The following is a 17,757-nucleotide window of genomic DNA, read 5'->3' as shown; positions in this document are numbered from 1 at the left end:
CGGGACCGCGTCTACAGCTGGCGCGAGAGGTAGCGGACCGTCTTGCTTCCGTCGTGGATGCTCGCGCTACCGACCTCGGTAAATCCGAGGGCGGCGTGGAAAGCGTCCGAGGCCGGATTCGGCGGCATGCGATTGACTTCGCAAACGATGCGATCGTGGCCGGCCTCGACCGCGCGATCGAACAGGTCGGCGTAAAGCCGGCGCGCGCATCCCATGCCGCGTGCGGTTGCTGCGACCACGATCCGGTCGACATAGACGAAGCGCGCGTAGCGCGCTTGAAACCACAGGAAGTTCGGGCTGTCGTATCGCCCGTCCTGATCGAGTGCGATCAGGAAGGCATCGAGATGGCCGATCCTGCGCGCGTAGAAGGCCTGCGCGACGAGGTCCTGCATCCGCTCGCGCTCAAGCCACGACAATTCCTCTGCATGGCTGTTGTTGAGAGCGAGCATGCTCTCGGCCAGCTTCTCGCCGGGCGACAACTCGGATGTCGTAATCGCGATGGGCATCTGCTGATCCATGGCCATCGTCTAGCAGCGGCGCGGCACAAATGAAAACGGGCATGCCTTCGTGCGAAGGCATGCCCGCCAAATTTCTAGTCGTGCGACGCGCGTGCACTCAGTGCACGCTCACCGCCTGCAACTCGTTGCTCCAGGCATTCGCCACTGCGGCTTCGCGGCTGTCGGTCAGCATGATCGGCGTGCCGTCGGCGGCATGGAGCGCTTCGGGGCTTCGGGGAACAGCCGGGTCTCATCAGTTACGACAACGATTGCATTTCGGTCTTCCTTTATTGACTAGCTTCCCCTAGTGCCCGAGATTTATAGTGTTTGGCGAGCGATGAAATCTCTGATTGTCCTAGGACCTGTAGTCGTTTGGCGGATATCGAAGGCATAGAGATGCTTTCGGTCTGGCGCTCTTTGACTAAGCCTACATGCAAATCGAAATGGCCGGGAGGCAGCACACAATGCGCTATCAATGGAAGGTAAGGCCAACACTAGATCAGTGTGTGAGCGTCTGATGTCAATGTCACAATTCCAGCAGACTCTGAATAGCTATCGAATACTGTCGCACCCACTTTACTCAATCGGCACTTACGACTCCGGGGTCACCGTTCTAAGTCAACAGATTCGGGCTCTCAATCTTGTCTGGGCTTTGGTCGAATCAGAAGCGATCAATTGCAGTGAAAACCTTGAGAAAAAGAAGATCGCGATCGTGGGAGGTGGATTTGCCGGGCTGACGTTCGCGGCAGGTCTTCTCGAAAAAAACGTCAACGCGGAAATTTTCTTGTTTGAAGAGCGTGACACCCTTCTTCCTCTCCAACAGGGCAGCGATTCACGATGGCTTCATCCCCATATTTACAACTGGCCTCGCGAGGGGAGCCAGGTTGGCGCGGCCATGCTGCCTGTCATGAATTGGACTGCGGCTCGCGCGTCGGATGTTGTTGTCCAGGTGCTCACGGAATGGACACGCCTCGCCAAAGACAAGTCGAATATTCATCTGTACTGCAATGCTAGGCATCTCCACATCGATGAGCACCATACCGGCATAGGTCAATTTCATATTGAATGGATCGGTGAGCTTCGAGATGTTGATGGCACAGCTAAGACAAACCATCGAGGCGCCACCGAGGGAAGGTCTGCAGACTTCGACATTGTCGTCCTAGCCGTGGGCTTTGGTGTCGAGACCGGCTCTAGTTCCTACTGGCGAAACGAAACCTTCGCGCAACCAAGCCTGCATCACCCTCGTCGAAACTATCTTGTTTCTGGCCAGGGCGATGGAGCCATGATTGATGTGTTGCGCTTGTGCATCTCGCAATACAGACAAGACCGAATCCTCGAAGAGCTATTTGCTGGCAAGTCCGCGTTGGTCGAGCGGCTCAAGCACTTAGAAACAAGACATCAAGACTTGAACTATCGCGACTTGTTCAATGACTTCGAAGCCCTTCAAGCCGCGTGTGTCGGTGAGTACGACGAATTGCTGAATCAGCTTCGCAATCGATTGCGACGAGACACGGCAGTCATTTTACACCTCCTTGTTGAGAAGTTTGCTCAGCTCTTTGAACCCGCTACGGCCAGGATATCGTTTCAGAACAAGCTACTCATCTACCTTCTCTACAGATGCGGAGGGTTCGTGCCGACCACCGCGGATGAGGATCAGCTCAGGGCTGAGCACGGCATTGACGATGATCGATACGTCAAAAGGCACGGGGTCAAACCGGAACAACAGCTTCGCAGATTGTTGTCTGAGCGGTTGCGCGCCGGACTTCCAACAACCGCAGTTGCGTTGGCTCAGCACAAGCAATCCGACGTCCCACATTGGGAGGGGGGTTATTTTGGCTATCCAGGGCCGAAGAAGCTCGCCAGCGGATTGCCTCCCGAATTGAAAAGAGAATGGCGCAAGGAGTACCTTCCGGATGCCATTTCTCTTCTTGGAACCACCCTCAGCTCAGCAATAGCGGGTGTAATTCGAGCACATCACTTTGACCGGTCTCGGCTCAGAGTGACCCTGCACCGCACTGTGATCATCCAAGATGAAGAGCTTCTTCAGCAAACTTGCGATTACGCGAGTGATTTCGAAGTAGAAGGGAGCGAAGCCACGGCTGGGCGCACGTTCCCGAATGACAATGCGACCATCGGGCTAGCATATGGGACCAGAAAGATAATTCGAATGGTAAAGGGCGTGAGCGCGGAGCGTCTGAATCAAGCTACAGGCGAGCTGAATCTGGAAATGGCGTCACGCCCGATGTCGCGCAAAGTAAGATTTGTGTTGGCCATTCCACTTCTCGAGCCCGAAACCCACTACAGCTTGCAAACGCCAGTAATAGGCGTCATATATGTAGACAGCGAAGCAGACGATTTCTTCGTTTCGGACGAGGAGCTTCAGGAGCTCGTAGTATTGGCTCAACGCTTCCTGACTGAAATTGAGAAGCGAGATGGATTTAATCGAATCCGCAACCAGCATCTGTCGCGTACTTCGACAACAGAATGCATGCGGCGGGAGATTCCGCCTGCAGTAAGCGACGCCTTTGAAGCAGTGGCGAAAATCGAAGCTCCGCGTAGTACGGGACCACTCCAGCTCAATTTCGACTATTCCGACTTTGCTCCACCGCAGTCGGAGGACAAAAAATGCTAAATCAAGCAAACCAAGTGCCGCTCGCTAGCGTCGCGAATATCACTCACCATCTCAAATGCTGGCCGCAGTTCTTCAACGAAATTGTAGCCGGTCGAAAGAAGCATGATTTACGCAGGGCTGATGACCGCAATTTCCGGGTGGGTGATACCCTAGTGCTGGAAGAGTACGATCCGCAAAGGGACGCTTTCACAGGTCGTACGCTGACGGTGGAAGTGACCTATATTACTTCAGCCAACCTTCCCTGCGCTCTATCTAAGGAGGCATTGCATCCTAACTTCTGTATTTTGAGCATATCTCCAATTCCACATTAGCTGCGGTCGGTTATGACGCGTCTGATTGCTATCACGGGATATTCGGGGGCGGGCAAGACAACAGCGCTCGAAATAATTCAAAAGAAGTGCGCCGGCAGCATTTTGTATGTCGGTCGGATTGTAGGCGATGAGGTGCTTAGACGTGGCCTCCCACCCGGCCCGGCAAGCGAAAAATCAGTCAGACTTCAATTGCGTCACGAGCATGGTATGGCGGCTCTCGCCCACTTGGCCACCCCGCAAATTGTTCGCGAACTCGGATCGGACAAGGCGGTACTCATCGATGCCGTATGCAACATTGAAGAGTTTAATCACTATCGTTTGCACTGTGATCGCGAAGCCCTTCTCATTTCCATCGAGGCAAGTTTCGATGTTCGAGCCGAACGGGTGGCCAGTCGACCTAGCAAAGCGCTTTCTCGAGAAGAACTGCTTGAAAGAGACGAGGTGGAGCGCTGCACATTGCGCACAGACAAAGCAATGGAGTCTGCGGCGCTCCACGTTTCGAATGAGGCATCGCTCGATGCCCTCGCTGTCTTACTGTCGAACGAGCTGCGTGACTTTCTGAATCACTAAAGGTGACCGTGCGCAGCTAAGAACGGCAAGATAGAGTTCTGCAAGCTTGGGGCTAGAGTAATGCCAACGGCCTCTGCGGGTTGGAACCATTCTACTTGCTCGATCTCAGAGCAAGGCTTGGGTGAGCCTAGGAGGCGAGCTGCATACAATCTAACTGTAACGACCGTATCCTTTAGATCTGCAGCGACGTCGGAAAACGATCCGAGGTAGTCCAAGCTATCGATATCCAAGGCGCATCCGAGTTCCTCTTCAACCTCTCGCGCCAACGCTTGGTGATCGTTCTCTCCGGCTTCTGGCTTCCCGCCCGGGAGGATGTAACTTGAGCCACCCTTCTTTTTTACAAGAAGAAGGCGCTTGTCTGTCGTAACGGCAACTCCAATCTTTACGATTTGGCGGGCTGAATTTGACATAACCGTTGACCTCGTCGCGGCCGAATCAGCGCATTGAATCTTTGAGAGTCCAGCGACGCAACTGGGTTGTGCTCGAATTGCACAGGAGACTGCCTTAAGCGTCAGTTTCCATGTGCAGCCGGATAGGTGGACAGGGCTAGGCGGCCCAGTCCATCTGAAGCACATCCGGCTTTGGAAAATGCACGTCCTAAACAAAACGGGCACGCCTTCCTGCGAAGGCATGCCCGTCAAATTTCTATTCGTGCGACGCGCGTGTGCTCAGTGCACGCTCACCGCTTGCAGCTCGTTGCTCCAGGCATTCGCGACTGCGGCTTCGCGGCTGTCGGTCAGCATGATCGGCGTGCCGTCGGCGGCGTGGAGCGCGAATAGCTTGAGGCCGGGCGCAATCTTCGGGGCTTCGGGGAACAGGCCGGGCACATCCTCGGAGCGGATCTGCTTCACATAGGCGATGTGGCCTTCGCCGAGATTCGCCAGCGTCTCGGGCGAGGCGTTCCTGGCTTCGTGTTCGAATACAACGTGACCTTCACTCATGGTCTCGACTCCTTCACAGAAACTAAGCGGTCGAGTCCGCTACTCGTTCCATTATTCGTGCTCATTGATAGCGATTGTCTTAACGATCCTCTCCGGTTCAGGCCGGGCCAGGTCGATCGACAACAACCCGTTCTTCAGATCCGCACCCAGCACCAGCATCCCCTCCGCCAGCACGAAGGTGCGCTGGAAGTGGCGCGCGGCGATGCCGCGATGGATGTATTGCCGGGTCTTGTCGTCCTGCTGCCGCCCGCGGATGACGAGCTGGTTTTCCTCAATGGTTACATCGAGTTGGTCGCGGGTGAATCCGGCGACCGCCAGCGTGATCCGCAAACGCTCGGGCTGGCTGTCCGCGCCGCCGCACCTCTCGATATTGTAGGGAGGATAGCCGTCGGCGCCTTTGACGACGCGGTCGAGCACGCGCTCGATCTCGTCGAAGCCCAGAAGGAACGGACTGGATAACGTAGGAACACGAGACATAGTTTACAAAGTCCTCTCGAAGCGACTTTGGCATTTCAGGGCCCGGAAGCGGCGCCCCTTGGTCAGCAATATGGGCATATCTCTGTTTGGGTTCAAGGACGTAGGAGGGGGCTATGGATTCACTGCTTCCGCCGTCTCCCGGCCATGACGACGGCGCGGGCGAATTACCTCAATGAAAACAGTGCCCCGTCTACTGTGCATGGGGTTGTTTTCGCGGTCTTTGCCGGCCTGACCTTTCGGAACCCGTCAGGCCTCGATCCGCGTCCGCCCGTCGCCGCTGAACAAATGCAGTTTTTGGCGCACCGCCGCGACCCGGATCTTCTGGCCGATCGCCGGGGCCTCGGTTCCGGGAATGCGGACGATGACCTCGCCTGCCGGTAGCTCGACCGGGGTGGCGGCGACACGCTGCCCGTCCTGGGCGCGCGAGCCGTAAACGAAGGTCTCGGCACCGACGCGCTCGATCGCCTCGACCGTCAGCGGCAGTGCAACGCCGCCGGCAGGAGTCTGGTCGGTGATCGCCAGATCCTCCGGACGGATGCCGAGGATGCCGGCCTCGCCTGCGCTGCCGCCGAGCTGCGACTTGATCTCGTCCTGGCGCGTCGACATCAGGTTCATCGGCGGTGCGCCGATGAAGGAGGCGACGAAGGTCGTGGCCGGCTTCTCGTAGATCGCCAGCGGATTGCCGACCTGCTCGACCTCGCCGCCGTTCATCACGACCAGGATGTCGGCGAGCGTCATCGCCTCGAGCTGGTCGTGGGTGACGTAGATCGAGGTGACGTTGAGTCGGCGCTGCAGCTTGCGGATCTCGACGCGCATCGAGATGCGGAGCTTGGCGTCGAGATTGGACAGCGGCTCGTCGAACAGGAACACTTTTGGCTGGCGCACGATGGCGCGGCCCATGGCGACGCGCTGGCGCTGGCCGCCGGAGAGCTGGCGCGGCTTGCGCTCCAGCATCGGCGCGAGCTCGAGCACGCGCGCGGCTTCCTCGACGCGGGTCTTGATCTCGGCTTCCTTCATGCCGCGATTGCGCAGGCCGTAAGCCATGTTGTTGAACACGCTCATATGCGGATAGAGCGCGTAGTTCTGGAACACCATCGCGATGTCGCGATCGGCGGGCTCGACCTGGTTGACGACCTTGCCGCCGATGTCGATCTCGCCGCCGGTGACGGTCTCGAGCCCGGCGACCATGCGCAGCAGCGTGGACTTGCCGCAGCCGGAAGGTCCGACCAGCACGCAGAACTGGCCGTCGCCGACATCGACGTTGACGCCCTTGATGGCCTCGAAGCCGCCGGGATAGGTCTTGCGGACGTTGCGCAGGGTGACGTTGGCCATGACTCTCTACTTCTCCGTCTCGACCAGGCCGCGCACGAACAATTTCTGCATGGCGACGACGACGAACACCGGCGGCAGCATGGCCAGCACGGCGGTCGCCATCACGATCGGCCATTCGGTCAGCGCATCGTTGGTGGTCATCATCTTGCGAATGCCGATCTGGATGGTCTGCATGTCGTCGCGCGTGGTGATCAGGAGCGGCCAGAGATATTGATTCCAGCCGAGGATGAACAGGATCACGAACAGCGCGGCCATGTTGGTGCGCGACAGCGGCAGCAGCGTATCCCAGAAGAAGCGCAACGGGCCGGCGCCGTCGATGCGCGAGGCCTCCAGCAATTCATCCGGCACGGTCATGAAGAACTGGCGGAACAGCAGCGTTGCGGTGGCCGATGCGATCAGCGGCAGCGCGAGGCCGGCATAGCTGTCGAGCATGTGCAGATCGGCGACGATCTTGTAGGTCGGATAGATGCGGACCTCGACCGGCAACATCAGCGTGATGAAGATGATCCAGAAGATCGGCATCCGGAAGGGAAAGCGGAAATAGACGATCGCATAGGCCGAGATGATCGAGATCGCGATCTTGCCGATCGCGATCGCCAGCGCCATCACCAGCGAGTTCAGCATCATGTTGCCGACCGGCTCGCGGGTCGAGCCGCTCGTGCCGACGAAGATGGTCTGGTAGTAGACCTCGAAGAAATGGCCGCCGGGCAACAGCGACATCTGCCCGTTGGCGATCAGCGCGTTGTCCTGGGTCGAGGCGACGATGGCGACGTAGACCGGGAAGGCGACGATCGCGATCCCGATCCAGAGGACGATGTGGGCGACGTAGCGTCGAAAGCCCTCTTGCTCGACCATCAGTAGGTCACCTTGCGTTCGACGAAACGGAACTGGATGCCGGTCAGCACGATGACCATGACCATCAGGATCACCGACTGTGCCGCCGAGCTGCCGAGGTTTCCGCCGATCAGGCCGTCATTGTAGACCTTATAGACCAGCGTCTCCGTCGACTTGCCGGGACCGCCGCGCGTCATGGTGTCGATGATGCCGAACGTGTCGAAGAAGGCGTAGACGATGTTGACGACCAGCAGGAAGAAGATGGTCGGCGACAGCAGCGGGAAGGTCACGGTCCAGAACCGGCGCATCGGGCGCGCGCCGTCGATCGCGGCGGCCTCGAGCACGCTCTTCGGAATGGCCGCGAGGCCTGCGAGGAAGAACAGGAAATTATAGGAGATCTGCTTCCAGGCGGCGGCGAGGATCACCAGCGTCGCGGCCTGGTTGCCGTCGAGCAGCGGATTCCATTCGATGCCGGCGGCGCGCAGATAGCGCGAGAGCACGCCGAGCGAGGGATGCAGCATGAAGACCCAGAGCACGCCGACCACGGGCGGTGCCACGGCATAGGGCCAGATCAGCAGCGTGCGATAGACCGCGCCGCCGCGTAAGGGCTTGTCCGCCATCACCGCGAGCAGCAGTGCCACGGAGAGCGAGGACGCGGCGATCGCAAACGAGAAGAAGAAGGTTCGGACGACCGTCTCGAAATAGGCGGGGTCGCTGAACAGCTCGACGTAATTCTCGAACCAGACGAAGCTGGTCGAGAGGCCGAAGGCGTCCTGCAGCAGGAAGGACTGGATGACGGCCTGCGCGGCCGGCCAGTAGAAGAAAATCAGAACGATCGCGAGTTGCGGCGCAACCAGCGCATACGGCAGCAGCTTTGATTGGAAAATCGCTTGCTTTTGCATGGTGGGGTGACGTTGGCGGGCCGCTGATCTTGCGGCCCGCCGGCGTCTTCGCCTTATTTTACGGCGGTCTTTTCGAACTGGCGCAGCATCGTGTTGCCGCGCTCGACGGAGGCATCGAGCGCCTGCTTGGCGGTCTTCTTGCCGGCCAGCGCCTGCTCGATCTCTTCCGACCAGACGTCACGCAGCTGGACCATGTTACCGAGGCGCAGACCGCGCGAATTCTCGGTCGGCTCCTTGTTGGTCAGCTCGAGCAGCGGGGTCTCGAGATAGGGCTGATCCTTGTAGAAGCCCTCGGCCTTGGCCTTCTCATAAGCCGCCTTGGTGATCGGCAGATAGCCCGAGGCCTTGTGGATGTAGACCTGACGATCGGTGTCGGAGAGGAAGGTCAGGAATTTGGCGACGCCCTTGTATTCGTCGGCCGACTTGCCGCCCATCACCCAGAGCGAAGCACCGCCGATGATCGAGTTCTGCGGCGCGCCCTTGACGTCCGGGTAATACGGCATCGGCGCGGCGGTGAAGTTGAACTTGGCCTGCGCCTTGACGTTGCCGAAGAAGGCCGACGAGGTCAGGTAGATCGCGCACTCACCCGAGGTGAAGCGGCCTTCGCCCTGGTTGGTGCGGCCGGCGTAGTCGTAGGTCTTGTCCTTCTGCAGCTCGACCAGCTTCTCGAGATGCTTCTCCTGCAGCGGCGCGTTGAACTCGAGCTTGGTGTCGAAGCCGTCGAGACCGTTGGCCTTGCTGGCGAGCGGCACGTTGTGCCACGCGGAGAGCTGCTCGAGGTTGACCCAGGTGACCCAGGAGTTGGAGAAGCCGCAGGTCGGGTGACCGTTATCGTGCAGCTTCTTGGCGACCTCGAACACTTCGGGCCAGGTCTTCGGGATCTCGGCGTTGACCTTTTTCAGTTCGTCAAGGTTGACCCACATCACGGTCGACGACGAGTTGAAGGGGAAGGACAGCATCTCGCCCTTCGAGGTCGAATAGTAGCCGGTGATCGCGGACAGATAGTTCTTCGGATCGAACTTCTCGCCGGCGTCGGCCATCAGCTTGTAGACGGGCTTCACGGCGCCGGTCGCGGCCATCATGGTCGCGGTGCCGACTTCGAACACCTGCATGATGTGCGGGGCGTTGCCGGCGCGGAATGCGGCGATGCCGGCGTTCATGGTGTCGGGATAGCTGCCCTTGTAGGTCGGGATGACCTTGTAGTCGCTCTGCGACGCATTGAAGTCGTTGGCGAGCTTGACGATGACGTCGTTGTTCGCGCCCGTCATCGCATGCCACCACTGGATTTCAGTCACGGCCAGCGCCGGCGAAGCCGTCATGCCAGCCGCGATTGCAATAGCGGCAGCTGCTCCAAAATGTCGAAGAGCCATTAAGTAACCTCCCTTGGCCGTTCTCTTGGCCGTCAAAAAGAAGCGCTTGCGCTAGCAGCGCCTTATGACGTTCACATGACTGTGTAAGCGGCCGAAACGAAAGCGGCAAGCGCTGGAAAAGGGAAGCCATCAAATAGGCGAACACGGCGCGGGCAGCCTCCTCCGTTCGCGGTGCACACATGTGCCCGCGCCGCAGTGCGGCATCACCCGTTGGGTGCGCGGAGGCTGGGCCCTAGCGCTTGCGCTCGGGCCCGCAGACGACGCCGTTCGCGACCATCGCGTCGATCTCCGCCTTTGAGTAGCCGAACTCGCCCAACACCTCCTGGGAGTGTTGGCTGAACTTCGGCGGCAGGCGGCGCAGGCTCGGCTTGCTGCGATCGAGCCGGATCGGCGAGGCCACGCCCTTGTACCAGTCCTTCTCGATGACATCGCCGCGCGCGATCGTGTGCGGGTTGGTCAACGCCTGGTCGATCTTCTGCACGGGACCTGCGGGCAGGCCTGCGGCCAGCAGGCGATTGCACAGCGGTTCGGCCTCGTGCTGGCTGAACACCGCGGCAAGCTCGGCGCGCAGCGCGTCGCGATTGGCGATGCGGTCCTTGTTGCGGGCAAAGCGCGGATCGGTGCCGAGCTCGGGCTTGCCAATCTCCTTGGCAAGCTTGCGGAAGGTGCCATCGTTGCCGACGCCGATGAAGATGTTGTCGGTCTTGGTCGGGAAGATCGCGTACGGCACGAGGTTCGGATGCTCGTTGCCGGTAAGTCCCGGCGGCTTGCCATGCATGAAATAATTCGCGGTGTGCGGATGCATGATGGCGAGGCCGGTTTCGTACAGCGTCGTCTCGAGGAACTGACCCTTGCCCGAGCGCTGCCGCTCGGACAGCGCCATCAGGATCCCGATCGCCGCATAGAGGCCGGTGGTGATGTCGACCAAGGGCACACCGATCCGCATCGGGCCGCTCTCGGGCGAGCCGGTCGCCGCGATCATGCCGGTCATGGCCTGGATGATCGCGTCATAGCCGGGATTGCCGCCGCGCGGGCCGTCGGCGCCGAAGCCGCAGATCCGGCAATGCACGAGGCGCGGATATTTCTTGCTGAGAACATCGTTGCCGATGCCCCATTTCTCCAGCGTGCCCGGCTTGAAATTCTCGATCAGGACGTCGGCCGTTTCCAGCATCTTGAGCAGCACGACACGGCCGCCCTCGGAGGCGAGATCGAGCCCGATCGAGCGCTTGTTGCGGTTGATGCCGACGAAATAGGCCGCGTCGTCGTCGTGGAAGGGAGGGCCCCAGTCGCGCACCTCGTCGCCCGCGGGCGGCTCGACCTTGATCACGTCGGCGCCGTGGTCGGCGAGAATCTGGGTGCAGTAGGGGCCGCCGAGCACGCGCGTGAGATCGATGACGCGCAGTCCGCTCATTGCGCCGGTTGCGGCTTCAGTCATGCCTTCGCTTCCCCTGTGTCGATGTTGACGACAGGCCTAGCGAGGTTCGTTCAAGCCAGCAATGGCTTGTCGCGTAGAGGGTCATGCAGCGCAGGCGGCAATCCCGCGGCATGGCAAATCAGGCGGAAGCGGCCGGCCCGAGGGGGATCCCGGGCCAGCCAATCCACCGTCAGATCAGACGACCGTCAGGCGAACGTCGACATTGCCGCGCGTCGCGTTGGAGTACGGGCACACCTGGTGCGCCTTCTCGACCAGCGCCTCGGCCTCGGTGCGGGACAGGCCCGGCAGCGAGACGGCCAGATCGATGTCGAGGCCGAAGCCGCCGGCCGAGCGCGGGCCGATGCCGACGGTCGAGGTCACGGAAGCGTCGGCGGGAACCTTCGGTCCGCCCTGCGAGGACACGAACTTCATCGCGCCGATGAAGCAGGCGGCATAGCCGGCCGCAAACAGCTGCTCGGGATTGTTGCCGGCGCCGCCGCCACCGCCGAGCTCCTTCGGCGTCGTGAGCTTGACGTCGAGTGCGCCGTCGAGGGTCGCGGCATGGCCGTCACGGCCACCGGTGGCTTTTGCGCTGGTCTTGTAGAGGACGTTCACGAACATTTTCGTCTCCCTTGGGGTCTTCGGGTTGGGGTGGAACCTGTATCGCAAACAATTAGATTGTGCGCAATTGAAATTTGCATGCCTCACATTTAATTGTTCGCAATTGAATGTCGCCCGACCCGGTCCCACAATGCGGGTCAATCTCGTGAGATTCCCTATGGCCCGGAAATTATCGACCCTGGATCCGCAACGTCTCGACAACCAGATCTGCTTCGCCGTCTATTCGGCCGCGCATGCCTTCAACCGCGTCTACAAGCCGCTGCTCGACCGGCTTGGCCTGACCTATCCGCAATATCTGGTGATGCTGGTGCTGTGGGAGCGCGACGACGTGCCGCTCAAGGACATCGGCGAGAAGCTGTTTCTTGATTCCGGCACGTTGACGCCGCTGCTCAAGCGGTTGGAGGCCGCGCACCTCGTCAAGCGCACGCGCTCCAGCGAGGACGAGCGTCAGGTCCTGATCGCGCTGACGCCGCAGGGGCACGCGCTCAAGGACAAGGCGCGCAGCGTCCCGCAGTCGATCCTGGCCGCGTCGGACTGTTCCGTGTCGGAGCTGGTCGCAATGAAGGACGAGATCGTTGCGTTGAGGGATCGGTTGAATGCGGTGATTGGGGAGTAGGGGGGACTAGAGGCGCTTCTTGGTGAAGGCGCGACCGGATGCTGACTTCAGGTATTTTTCGAATGCGACGGCTTGCTTCTCATCGCTGAACGCAATGTAAGTTTTTAGACGCCAGGGCCCGTATTTCGAGGTGTGAGGCACCTCGCCGGCATTGTGCTTTGCAAGTCGGGCTCGGAGATCATCAGTGATCCCAACATAGAAGTGGAGGGAATCAAGGCTCTCGAGGATGTAGACGTACTTCACCGCACGCTCCCCAGTTTTCGGGGGAGCTTACAATCGTTTTCAATTTGCTGAAGCCCGGCTTCGCCCTGCGGGCTACGCCGCGGCAGCCTTCGCTAGCTTCGCTACGATGGAGCGGAGCTGGCTTGCCGAGCCGTAGCTGGCGAAGCCAGCGAAGGCTGGTGGAGCCAGGCGGGATCGAACCGCCGACCTCTTGCATGCCATGCAAGCGCTCTCCCAGCTGAGCTATGGCCCCTTAACTCTTGGGATGATCCTGGGGGATCACTCCCGACCGGCGAGCCTTCCGACTCGCGCGGTGCACCCTTTTTCACAGATCAGGACTGATCTCAAGTCTCTTCATCACCTCCGACATCACCAATGATGTCGGTAACGTCCTCATCGCCCTCTTCTTCGTCGGCAATGAAGGTCGAATCATCGTCATCGTCGTCATCGAGGGTCTCGTCGACCTCGATATCATCCTCGGATTCGGGGACGACGGCCTTCACCTTGCCGGTGTTCTCTTCGGCATCGGCCTCCTCGAGCGAGACCTCTTCGACCTCTGCCGGCTCCGGCGTGGTATCCGCGGCAGCCGCATGACGAGCTTCGGCGCCGCGGGTCGCGCGGGCCGGCGCCACGGGCGCAATCGGCACAACCTCGCCGGTATAGGGCGAGATCACCGGATTCTTGTTGAGGTCATAGAACTTCTTGCCCGTGGTCGGGCAAATACGTTTGGTTCCGAGTTCGGACTTGGCCACGGCAGAGGAATCCTGGGATGTCTGAAAAGCGGTGTTTCACTTGGCTAGTTGGCGGCCCGCTGTCAATAGCGCATTACGAGAGAAAGACATGCTCGTGACGGCGGGGAGACCATGTGGTAGGTGCCCGCGAGCCTCTGAGGCGCATCCAAGGACACAATCTTGACCCATTCCGACAAGCCGACGCCGCTGAAGTCGCGCTCGAGCGGCCCCCTGACCGGGAAAGTACGGGTGCCCGGGGACAAGTCGATCTCGCACCGGGCCCTCATCCTGGGCGCGCTCGCGGTCGGCGAGACCCGCATTACGGGCCTTCTCGAGGGCGAGGACGTCCTCAACACCGCCAAATCGATGCAGGCGCTCGGCGCCAAGGTCGAACGCACCGGCGATTTCGCCTGGAAGGTGCAGGGCGTGGGGGTCGGAGGCTTTGCCCAACCCAAGGCCGCGCTGGATTTCGGCAACTCCGGCACCGGCTGCCGGCTCGTCATGGGCGCCGTCGCCGGCTGCCCGATCTCGGCGATTTTTGACGGCGATGCCTCGCTGCGCAGCCGCCCGATGCGCCGGATCCTCGATCCGCTGGAAAAGATGGGCGCCAAGGTCGCTTCTGCCGCCGAGGGCGGCCGGCTGCCGCTGACCGTCCAGGGCGCGCGCGATCCGCTGCCGATCACCTACAAGACCCCGGTTGCCTCGGCCCAGATCAAATCGGCGGTGCTGCTGGCGGGCTTGTCTGCGCCGGGCACCACGACGGTGATCGAGAACGAGGCCAGCCGCGACCACACCGAGCTGATGCTGAAGCATTTTGGCGCCGATATCACCTCGGTGGCCGAGGGCGCTCACGGCCGGCGCATCACGCTGGTCGGCCAGCCCGAGCTGCACGGCGCGACCGTCATCGTGCCCGCCGATCCGTCCTCAGCGGCCTTTCCGGTCGTCGCGGCACTGATCGTCGAAGGCTCCGATGTCGTTCTGTCGGACGTGATGACCAATCCGCTGCGCACCGGCCTGTTCACGACGCTGCGCGAGATGGGCGCTTCCATCGAGGAAAGCGACGTGCGCGGTGACGCCGGTGAGCCGATGGCGCAGCTGCGCGTGCGCGCGTCCAAACTGCGTGGCGTCGAGGTGCCGCCGGAACGCGCGCCCTCGATGATCGACGAATATCTCGTGCTGGCGGTCGCCGCATCCTTCGCCGAAGGCACGACCATCATGCGCGGCCTGCAGGAGCTGCGCGTCAAGGAATCCGACCGGCTCGAGGCCACCGCGGACATGCTCCGCGTCAACGGCGTGAAGGTCACCGTCTCCGGCGACGACCTGATCGTCGAGGGCCGTGGCCATGTGCCCGGCGGCGGCACTGTCGCCACGCATATGGACCACCGTATCGCGATGTCCGCGCTGGTGATGGGCTGCGCGTCCGATCAGCCGGTGACCGTCGACGACACCGGCTTCATCGCCACCAGTTTCCCGGACTTCATTCCGATGATGCGGTCGCTGGGGGCCGAGTTTTCATGATCATCGCCATCGATGGACCCGCGGCCTCGGGCAAGGGCACGCTCGGCAAGCGCCTCGCCCATCACTATGGCTATCGTCATCTCGATACCGGCGTGATCTATCGTGCGGTCGCCTACGCCCTGATGCAGTCCGGTCATGATCTCCGGGACGAGGCGGCTGCGGTACAGGCCGCGCTGGAACTCGATCCCGAAAAGTTCGGCAATCCCGCCCTCAAGACCCAGACGGCAGGCGAGGGCGCTTCGATCGTTTCGGCGATCCCCAGGGTTCGCGAGGTCCTGCTCACTTTCCAGCGGCAATTCGCCGCCGGTCCGCCCGGTGCCGTCCTGGACGGCCGCGACATTGGAACCGTGATCTGCCCCGACGCCGACGTGAAGATTTTCGTCGTGGCCGACCCGAAAGTCCGCGCCCGCCGCCGCACCATGGAGGCGAGGGCCAGGGGCGAGGAGGCGGATGAGGCGGCGGTGCTCGCCGACATCATCCAGCGCGACGAGCGGGACAAGAACAGGCCGATTGCGCCTTTGAAACCGGCCGCGGATGCTTACTTGCTAGATAACTCCCAACTGGATATAGAAGGCGGCGTCCGGGCCGCCATCGACATTATCGAGGCCGTCCGAGCGGGCCGGTCGCGGGGTTAAGCCGCTGCCGTCATTGGAGGAAGCGCCCGCTCCCGCTCTTTGAGGTCGATACTCTCGGTCCCTGTTTGGGGCCGACGCGATCCAGGCTCCGGACAACAGATTTTCACGTATCGAACGTGCGGGCCCAGCCGGCCCGCTTCCGCTGTTCCGGTCGCAAAACCGGAGCAACGAGCGGTCGCTCGAAGGTTTTGTGGACCTTCCGACACTGCGCGTCCGATACGCCCAAAAACCCAACGGCCGGCAAGACATCCGCAACTGGAGAACAAATGGCTTCGACTTCCGCTGATACCTATAGCCCGTCGCGTGACGATTTCGCCGCGATGCTCGACGAGTCCTTCGCAGGTGGCAACCTGCAGGAGAGCTCGGTCGTCAAGGGCAAGGTGGTTGCAATTGAAAAGGACATGGCCGTCATCGACGTCGGCCTGAAGACCGAAGGCCGCGTTGCGCTGCGCGAATTTTCCGGCCCTGGCCGTGACAGCGAGATCAAGGTTGGCGACGAGGTGGAAGTGTTCCTCGATCGCATCGAGAACGCCCTCGGCGAAGCCGTGCTGTCGCGCGACAAGGCGCGCCGCGAGGAGAGCTGGGGCAAGCTGGAGAAGGCGTTCCAGAACAACGAGAAGGTCACGGGCGTCATCTTCAACCAGGTCAAGGGCGGTTTCACCGTCGACCTCGACGGTGCCGTTGCCTTCCTGCCGCGCTCGCAGGTCGACATTCGTCCGATCCGCGACGTCGCGCCGCTGATGAACAACGCGCAGCCGTTCCAGATCCTCAAGATGGACCGCCGTCGCGGCAACATCGTCGTTTCCCGCCGCACGGTTCTCGAAGAGACCCGCGCCGAGCAGCGTCAGGAGCTGGTGCAGAACCTCGAAGAGGGTCAGGTCATCGACGGCGTGGTCAAGAACATCACCGATTACGGTGCGTTCGTTGACCTCGGCGGCATCGACGGCCTGCTGCACGTCACCGACATCGCGTGGCGCCGCGTCAACCACCCGACCGAGGTGCTCTCGATCGGCCAGACCGTGAAGGTCAAGATCATCAAGATCAACCACGAGACGCACCGCATCTCGCTGGGCATGAAGCAGCTGCTGGACGATCCGTGGCAGGGCATCGAAGCCAAGTACCCGCTGGGTGCCCGCTTCACCGGCCGTGTCACCAACATCACCGACTACGGTGCGTTCGTCGAGCTCGAGCCGGGCATCGAAGGCCTGATCCACGTCTCCGAGATGTCGTGGACCAAGAAGAACATGCACCCCGGCAAGATCGTGTCGACCTCGCAGGAAGTCGACGTGCAGGTGCTGGAAGTCGATTCCGTCAAGCGCCGCATCTCGCTCGGCCTCAAGCAGACCATGCGCAACCCGTGGGAGGTCTTCGTCGAAGGTCACCCGACCGGTTCGGTGGTCGAGGGCGAAGTCAAGAACAAGACCGAGTTCGGTCTGTTCCTGGGCCTCGAGGGCGACGTCGACGGCATGGTCCATCTCTCCGACCTCGACTGGAAGCTTCCGGGCGAGCAGGTGATCGACAACTACAAGAAGGGCGACATGGTGAAGGCCGTGGTGCTCGATGTGGACGTCGAGAAGGAGCGTATCTCGCTCGGCATCAAGCAGCTCGAAGGCGACCCCTTCGCCGAGCCGGGCGATGTCAAGAAGGGCGCGGTCGTGACCTGCGAAGTGCTCGAAGTGAAGGAAAGCGGTATCGAGGTGAAGATCGCCGGTACCGACTTCTCGACCTTCATCAAGCGCTCGGAGCTCGCGCGTGACCGCAACGACCAGCGTGCCGAACGCTTCGCCGTCGGCGAGAAGGTCGATGCCCGCGTGATCCAGTTCGACAAGAAGGCCCGCAAGGTCCAGGTGTCGATCAAGGCGCTCGAAGTCGCCGAAGAGAAGGAAGCCATCGCGCAGTACGGCTCCTCGGATTCGGGTGCGACGCTCGGCGACATCCTGGGCACCGCGCTCAAGAACCGCGACAGCAAGTAAGCGAAACGTAGGTTTTGCTGACATCAGAGCCCCGGCGCGAGCCGGGGCTTTTTTGTTTTGATCGTCGTCCCGGCCTTCGCCGGGACGACAGCAGGGTGTGTGGCAGCCTCTCGCCCCGCTCACAGCCTTGTTTTCTTCAAATTGCGCCGCAATTGATGTAT

Annotated in this window: 18 protein-coding genes, 1 tRNA gene and 1 pseudogene; 7 read left to right on the top strand and 13 right to left on the bottom strand. The window is 61.1% G+C overall.

Annotation, left to right across the window (positions count from 1 at the left end):
- Positions 1 to 11: 11 nt before the first annotated feature.
- Complete coding sequence (locus tag QA645_RS00555) at positions 12 to 506, bottom strand: GNAT family N-acetyltransferase (protein WP_283047463.1); 495 nt, start codon at positions 504 to 506, stop codon at positions 12 to 14.
- 109 nt (positions 507 to 615) lie between these two features.
- A pseudogene (locus tag QA645_RS00550) lies at positions 616 to 720 on the bottom strand (DUF1150 family protein); the annotation flags it as partial.
- Between the two features lie 294 nt (positions 721 to 1,014).
- Between QA645_RS00550 and QA645_RS00545 the strand changes: the two are divergent.
- From QA645_RS00545 to QA645_RS00535, 3 genes are read left to right on the top strand one after another with little or no spacing between them, the layout of a single operon-like run.
- Complete coding sequence (locus QA645_RS00545) at positions 1,015 to 3,129, top strand: FAD/NAD(P)-binding protein (RefSeq protein ID WP_283047461.1); 2,115 nt, start codon at positions 1,015 to 1,017, stop codon at positions 3,127 to 3,129.
- On the top strand, positions 3,123 to 3,440 hold the full coding sequence (locus tag QA645_RS00540) for a DUF3850 domain-containing protein (protein WP_283047459.1): 318 nt from the start codon (positions 3,123 to 3,125) through the stop codon (positions 3,438 to 3,440). Before QA645_RS00545 ends, QA645_RS00540 begins: the two co-directional genes overlap by 7 nt.
- A gap of 12 nt (positions 3,441 to 3,452) precedes the next feature.
- A complete protein-coding gene (locus QA645_RS00535; protein WP_283047458.1) occupies positions 3,453 to 4,010 on the top strand; it encodes an AAA family ATPase in 558 nt (185 codons plus the stop codon).
- 668 nt (positions 4,011 to 4,678) lie between these two features.
- On the opposite strand, the gene QA645_RS00530 is transcribed toward QA645_RS00535, so the two are convergent.
- From QA645_RS00530 to QA645_RS00495, 8 genes are all read right to left on the bottom strand, one after another.
- Positions 4,679 to 4,951, bottom strand: a complete 273-nt coding sequence (locus tag QA645_RS00530) for a DUF1150 domain-containing protein (RefSeq protein ID WP_194465218.1) — start codon at positions 4,949 to 4,951, stop codon at positions 4,679 to 4,681.
- Positions 4,952 to 5,002: 51 nt separating this feature from the next.
- Positions 5,003 to 5,428, bottom strand: a complete 426-nt coding sequence (locus tag QA645_RS00525; protein ID WP_254127269.1) for an Hsp20 family protein — start codon at positions 5,426 to 5,428, stop codon at positions 5,003 to 5,005.
- A gap of 246 nt (positions 5,429 to 5,674) precedes the next feature.
- Positions 5,675 to 6,760, bottom strand: a complete 1,086-nt coding sequence (locus QA645_RS00520) for a sn-glycerol-3-phosphate import ATP-binding protein UgpC (RefSeq protein WP_283047455.1) — start codon at positions 6,758 to 6,760, stop codon at positions 5,675 to 5,677.
- 6 nt (positions 6,761 to 6,766) lie between these two features.
- Positions 6,767 to 7,615 carry a sn-glycerol-3-phosphate ABC transporter permease UgpE gene (gene ugpE, locus QA645_RS00515; RefSeq protein WP_283047453.1) on the bottom strand — a complete coding sequence of 283 codons (849 nt, stop codon included), beginning with the start codon at positions 7,613 to 7,615 and terminating at the stop codon, positions 6,767 to 6,769.
- On the bottom strand, positions 7,615 to 8,496 hold the full coding sequence (gene ugpA / locus QA645_RS00510) for a sn-glycerol-3-phosphate ABC transporter permease UgpA (RefSeq protein ID WP_254127263.1): 882 nt from the start codon (positions 8,494 to 8,496) through the stop codon (positions 7,615 to 7,617). The genes ugpE and ugpA overlap by 1 nt, the downstream gene beginning before the upstream one ends.
- 53 nt (positions 8,497 to 8,549) lie before the next feature.
- On the bottom strand, positions 8,550 to 9,866 hold the full coding sequence (gene ugpB, locus QA645_RS00505) for a sn-glycerol-3-phosphate ABC transporter substrate-binding protein UgpB (RefSeq protein ID WP_283047451.1): 1,317 nt from the start codon (positions 9,864 to 9,866) through the stop codon (positions 8,550 to 8,552).
- A 232-nt stretch (positions 9,867 to 10,098) separates the two neighbouring features.
- Entirely contained in the window at positions 10,099 to 11,301 is a 1,203-nt protein-coding gene (locus QA645_RS00500; protein ID WP_254127259.1) for a CaiB/BaiF CoA-transferase family protein, read from the bottom strand.
- Positions 11,302 to 11,475: 174 nt separating this feature from the next.
- Positions 11,476 to 11,901 (bottom strand): organic hydroperoxide resistance protein, encoded by a 426-nt coding sequence (locus tag QA645_RS00495; protein WP_283047450.1) that lies wholly within the window; start codon positions 11,899 to 11,901, stop codon positions 11,476 to 11,478.
- Positions 11,902 to 12,058: 157 nt separating this feature from the next.
- Here QA645_RS00495 and QA645_RS00490 point away from each other — a divergent pair, with 157 nt between their 5' ends.
- A complete protein-coding gene (locus QA645_RS00490; RefSeq protein ID WP_254191152.1) occupies positions 12,059 to 12,517 on the top strand; it encodes a MarR family transcriptional regulator in 459 nt (152 codons plus the stop codon).
- Positions 12,518 to 12,523: 6 nt separating this feature from the next.
- Here QA645_RS00490 and QA645_RS00485 read toward each other — a convergent pair whose 3' ends face one another.
- The 3 genes from QA645_RS00485 to QA645_RS00475 form a co-directional block, all read right to left on the bottom strand.
- Entirely contained in the window at positions 12,524 to 12,760 is a 237-nt protein-coding gene (locus QA645_RS00485; RefSeq protein ID WP_283047447.1) for a GIY-YIG nuclease family protein, read from the bottom strand.
- Positions 12,761 to 12,916: 156 nt separating this feature from the next.
- Positions 12,917 to 12,992: transfer RNA gene (locus tag QA645_RS00480), tRNA-Ala, on the bottom strand.
- 91 nt (positions 12,993 to 13,083) lie between these two features.
- On the bottom strand, positions 13,084 to 13,491 hold the full coding sequence (locus tag QA645_RS00475) for a TIGR02300 family protein (RefSeq protein ID WP_234682465.1): 408 nt from the start codon (positions 13,489 to 13,491) through the stop codon (positions 13,084 to 13,086).
- Positions 13,492 to 13,650: 159 nt separating this feature from the next.
- On the opposite strand from QA645_RS00475, the gene aroA reads away from it, so the two are divergent.
- The 3 genes from aroA to rpsA all read left to right on the top strand — a co-directional run bounded on the left by aroA (position 13,651) and on the right by rpsA (position 17,596).
- Entirely contained in the window at positions 13,651 to 14,988 is a 1,338-nt protein-coding gene (aroA, locus tag QA645_RS00470; protein ID WP_283047444.1) for a 3-phosphoshikimate 1-carboxyvinyltransferase, read from the top strand.
- Complete coding sequence (gene cmk / locus QA645_RS00465; protein ID WP_254127249.1) at positions 14,985 to 15,623, top strand: (d)CMP kinase; 639 nt, start codon at positions 14,985 to 14,987, stop codon at positions 15,621 to 15,623. Before aroA ends, cmk begins: the two co-directional genes overlap by 4 nt.
- Before the next feature lie 266 nt (positions 15,624 to 15,889).
- On the top strand, positions 15,890 to 17,596 hold the full coding sequence (gene rpsA, locus QA645_RS00460; protein WP_057752276.1) for a 30S ribosomal protein S1: 1,707 nt from the start codon (positions 15,890 to 15,892) through the stop codon (positions 17,594 to 17,596).
- Positions 17,597 to 17,757 lie beyond the last annotated feature (161 nt).

The organism is Bradyrhizobium sp. CIAT3101, from assembly GCF_029714945.1.
In the GTDB taxonomy this organism is placed as follows: Bacteria; Pseudomonadota; Alphaproteobacteria; order Rhizobiales; family Xanthobacteraceae; genus Bradyrhizobium.
This window is presented reverse-complemented; position numbering and strand designations above follow the sequence as displayed.

Excerpts from the sequence above, each read along its gene's own strand:
- QA645_RS00555 (WP_283047463.1), bottom strand. The coding sequence starts at position 506 with ATGCCCATCGCGATTACGACATCCGAGTTGTCGCCCGGCGAGAAGCTG.
- QA645_RS00545 (WP_283047461.1), top strand. The coding sequence starts at position 1,015 with ATGTCAATGTCACAATTCCAGCAGACTCTGAATAGCTATCGAATACTG.
- QA645_RS00540 (WP_283047459.1), top strand. The coding sequence starts at position 3,123 with ATGCTAAATCAAGCAAACCAAGTGCCGCTCGCTAGCGTCGCGAATATC.
- QA645_RS00535 (WP_283047458.1), top strand. The coding sequence starts at position 3,453 with ATGACGCGTCTGATTGCTATCACGGGATATTCGGGGGCGGGCAAGACA.
- QA645_RS00530 (WP_194465218.1), bottom strand. The coding sequence starts at position 4,951 with ATGAGTGAAGGTCACGTTGTATTCGAACACGAAGCCAGGAACGCCTCG.
- QA645_RS00525 (WP_254127269.1), bottom strand. The coding sequence starts at position 5,428 with ATGTCTCGTGTTCCTACGTTATCCAGTCCGTTCCTTCTGGGCTTCGAC.
- QA645_RS00520 (WP_283047455.1), bottom strand. The coding sequence starts at position 6,760 with ATGGCCAACGTCACCCTGCGCAACGTCCGCAAGACCTATCCCGGCGGC.
- ugpE (WP_283047453.1), bottom strand. The coding sequence starts at position 7,615 with ATGGTCGAGCAAGAGGGCTTTCGACGCTACGTCGCCCACATCGTCCTC.
- ugpA (WP_254127263.1), bottom strand. The coding sequence starts at position 8,496 with ATGCAAAAGCAAGCGATTTTCCAATCAAAGCTGCTGCCGTATGCGCTG.
- ugpB (WP_283047451.1), bottom strand. The coding sequence starts at position 9,866 with ATGGCTCTTCGACATTTTGGAGCAGCTGCCGCTATTGCAATCGCGGCT.
- QA645_RS00500 (WP_254127259.1), bottom strand. The coding sequence starts at position 11,301 with ATGACTGAAGCCGCAACCGGCGCAATGAGCGGACTGCGCGTCATCGAT.
- QA645_RS00495 (WP_283047450.1), bottom strand. The coding sequence starts at position 11,901 with ATGTTCGTGAACGTCCTCTACAAGACCAGCGCAAAAGCCACCGGTGGC.
- QA645_RS00490 (WP_254191152.1), top strand. The coding sequence starts at position 12,059 with ATGGCCCGGAAATTATCGACCCTGGATCCGCAACGTCTCGACAACCAG.
- cmk (WP_254127249.1), top strand. The coding sequence starts at position 14,985 with ATGATCATCGCCATCGATGGACCCGCGGCCTCGGGCAAGGGCACGCTC.
- rpsA (WP_057752276.1), top strand. The coding sequence starts at position 15,890 with ATGGCTTCGACTTCCGCTGATACCTATAGCCCGTCGCGTGACGATTTC.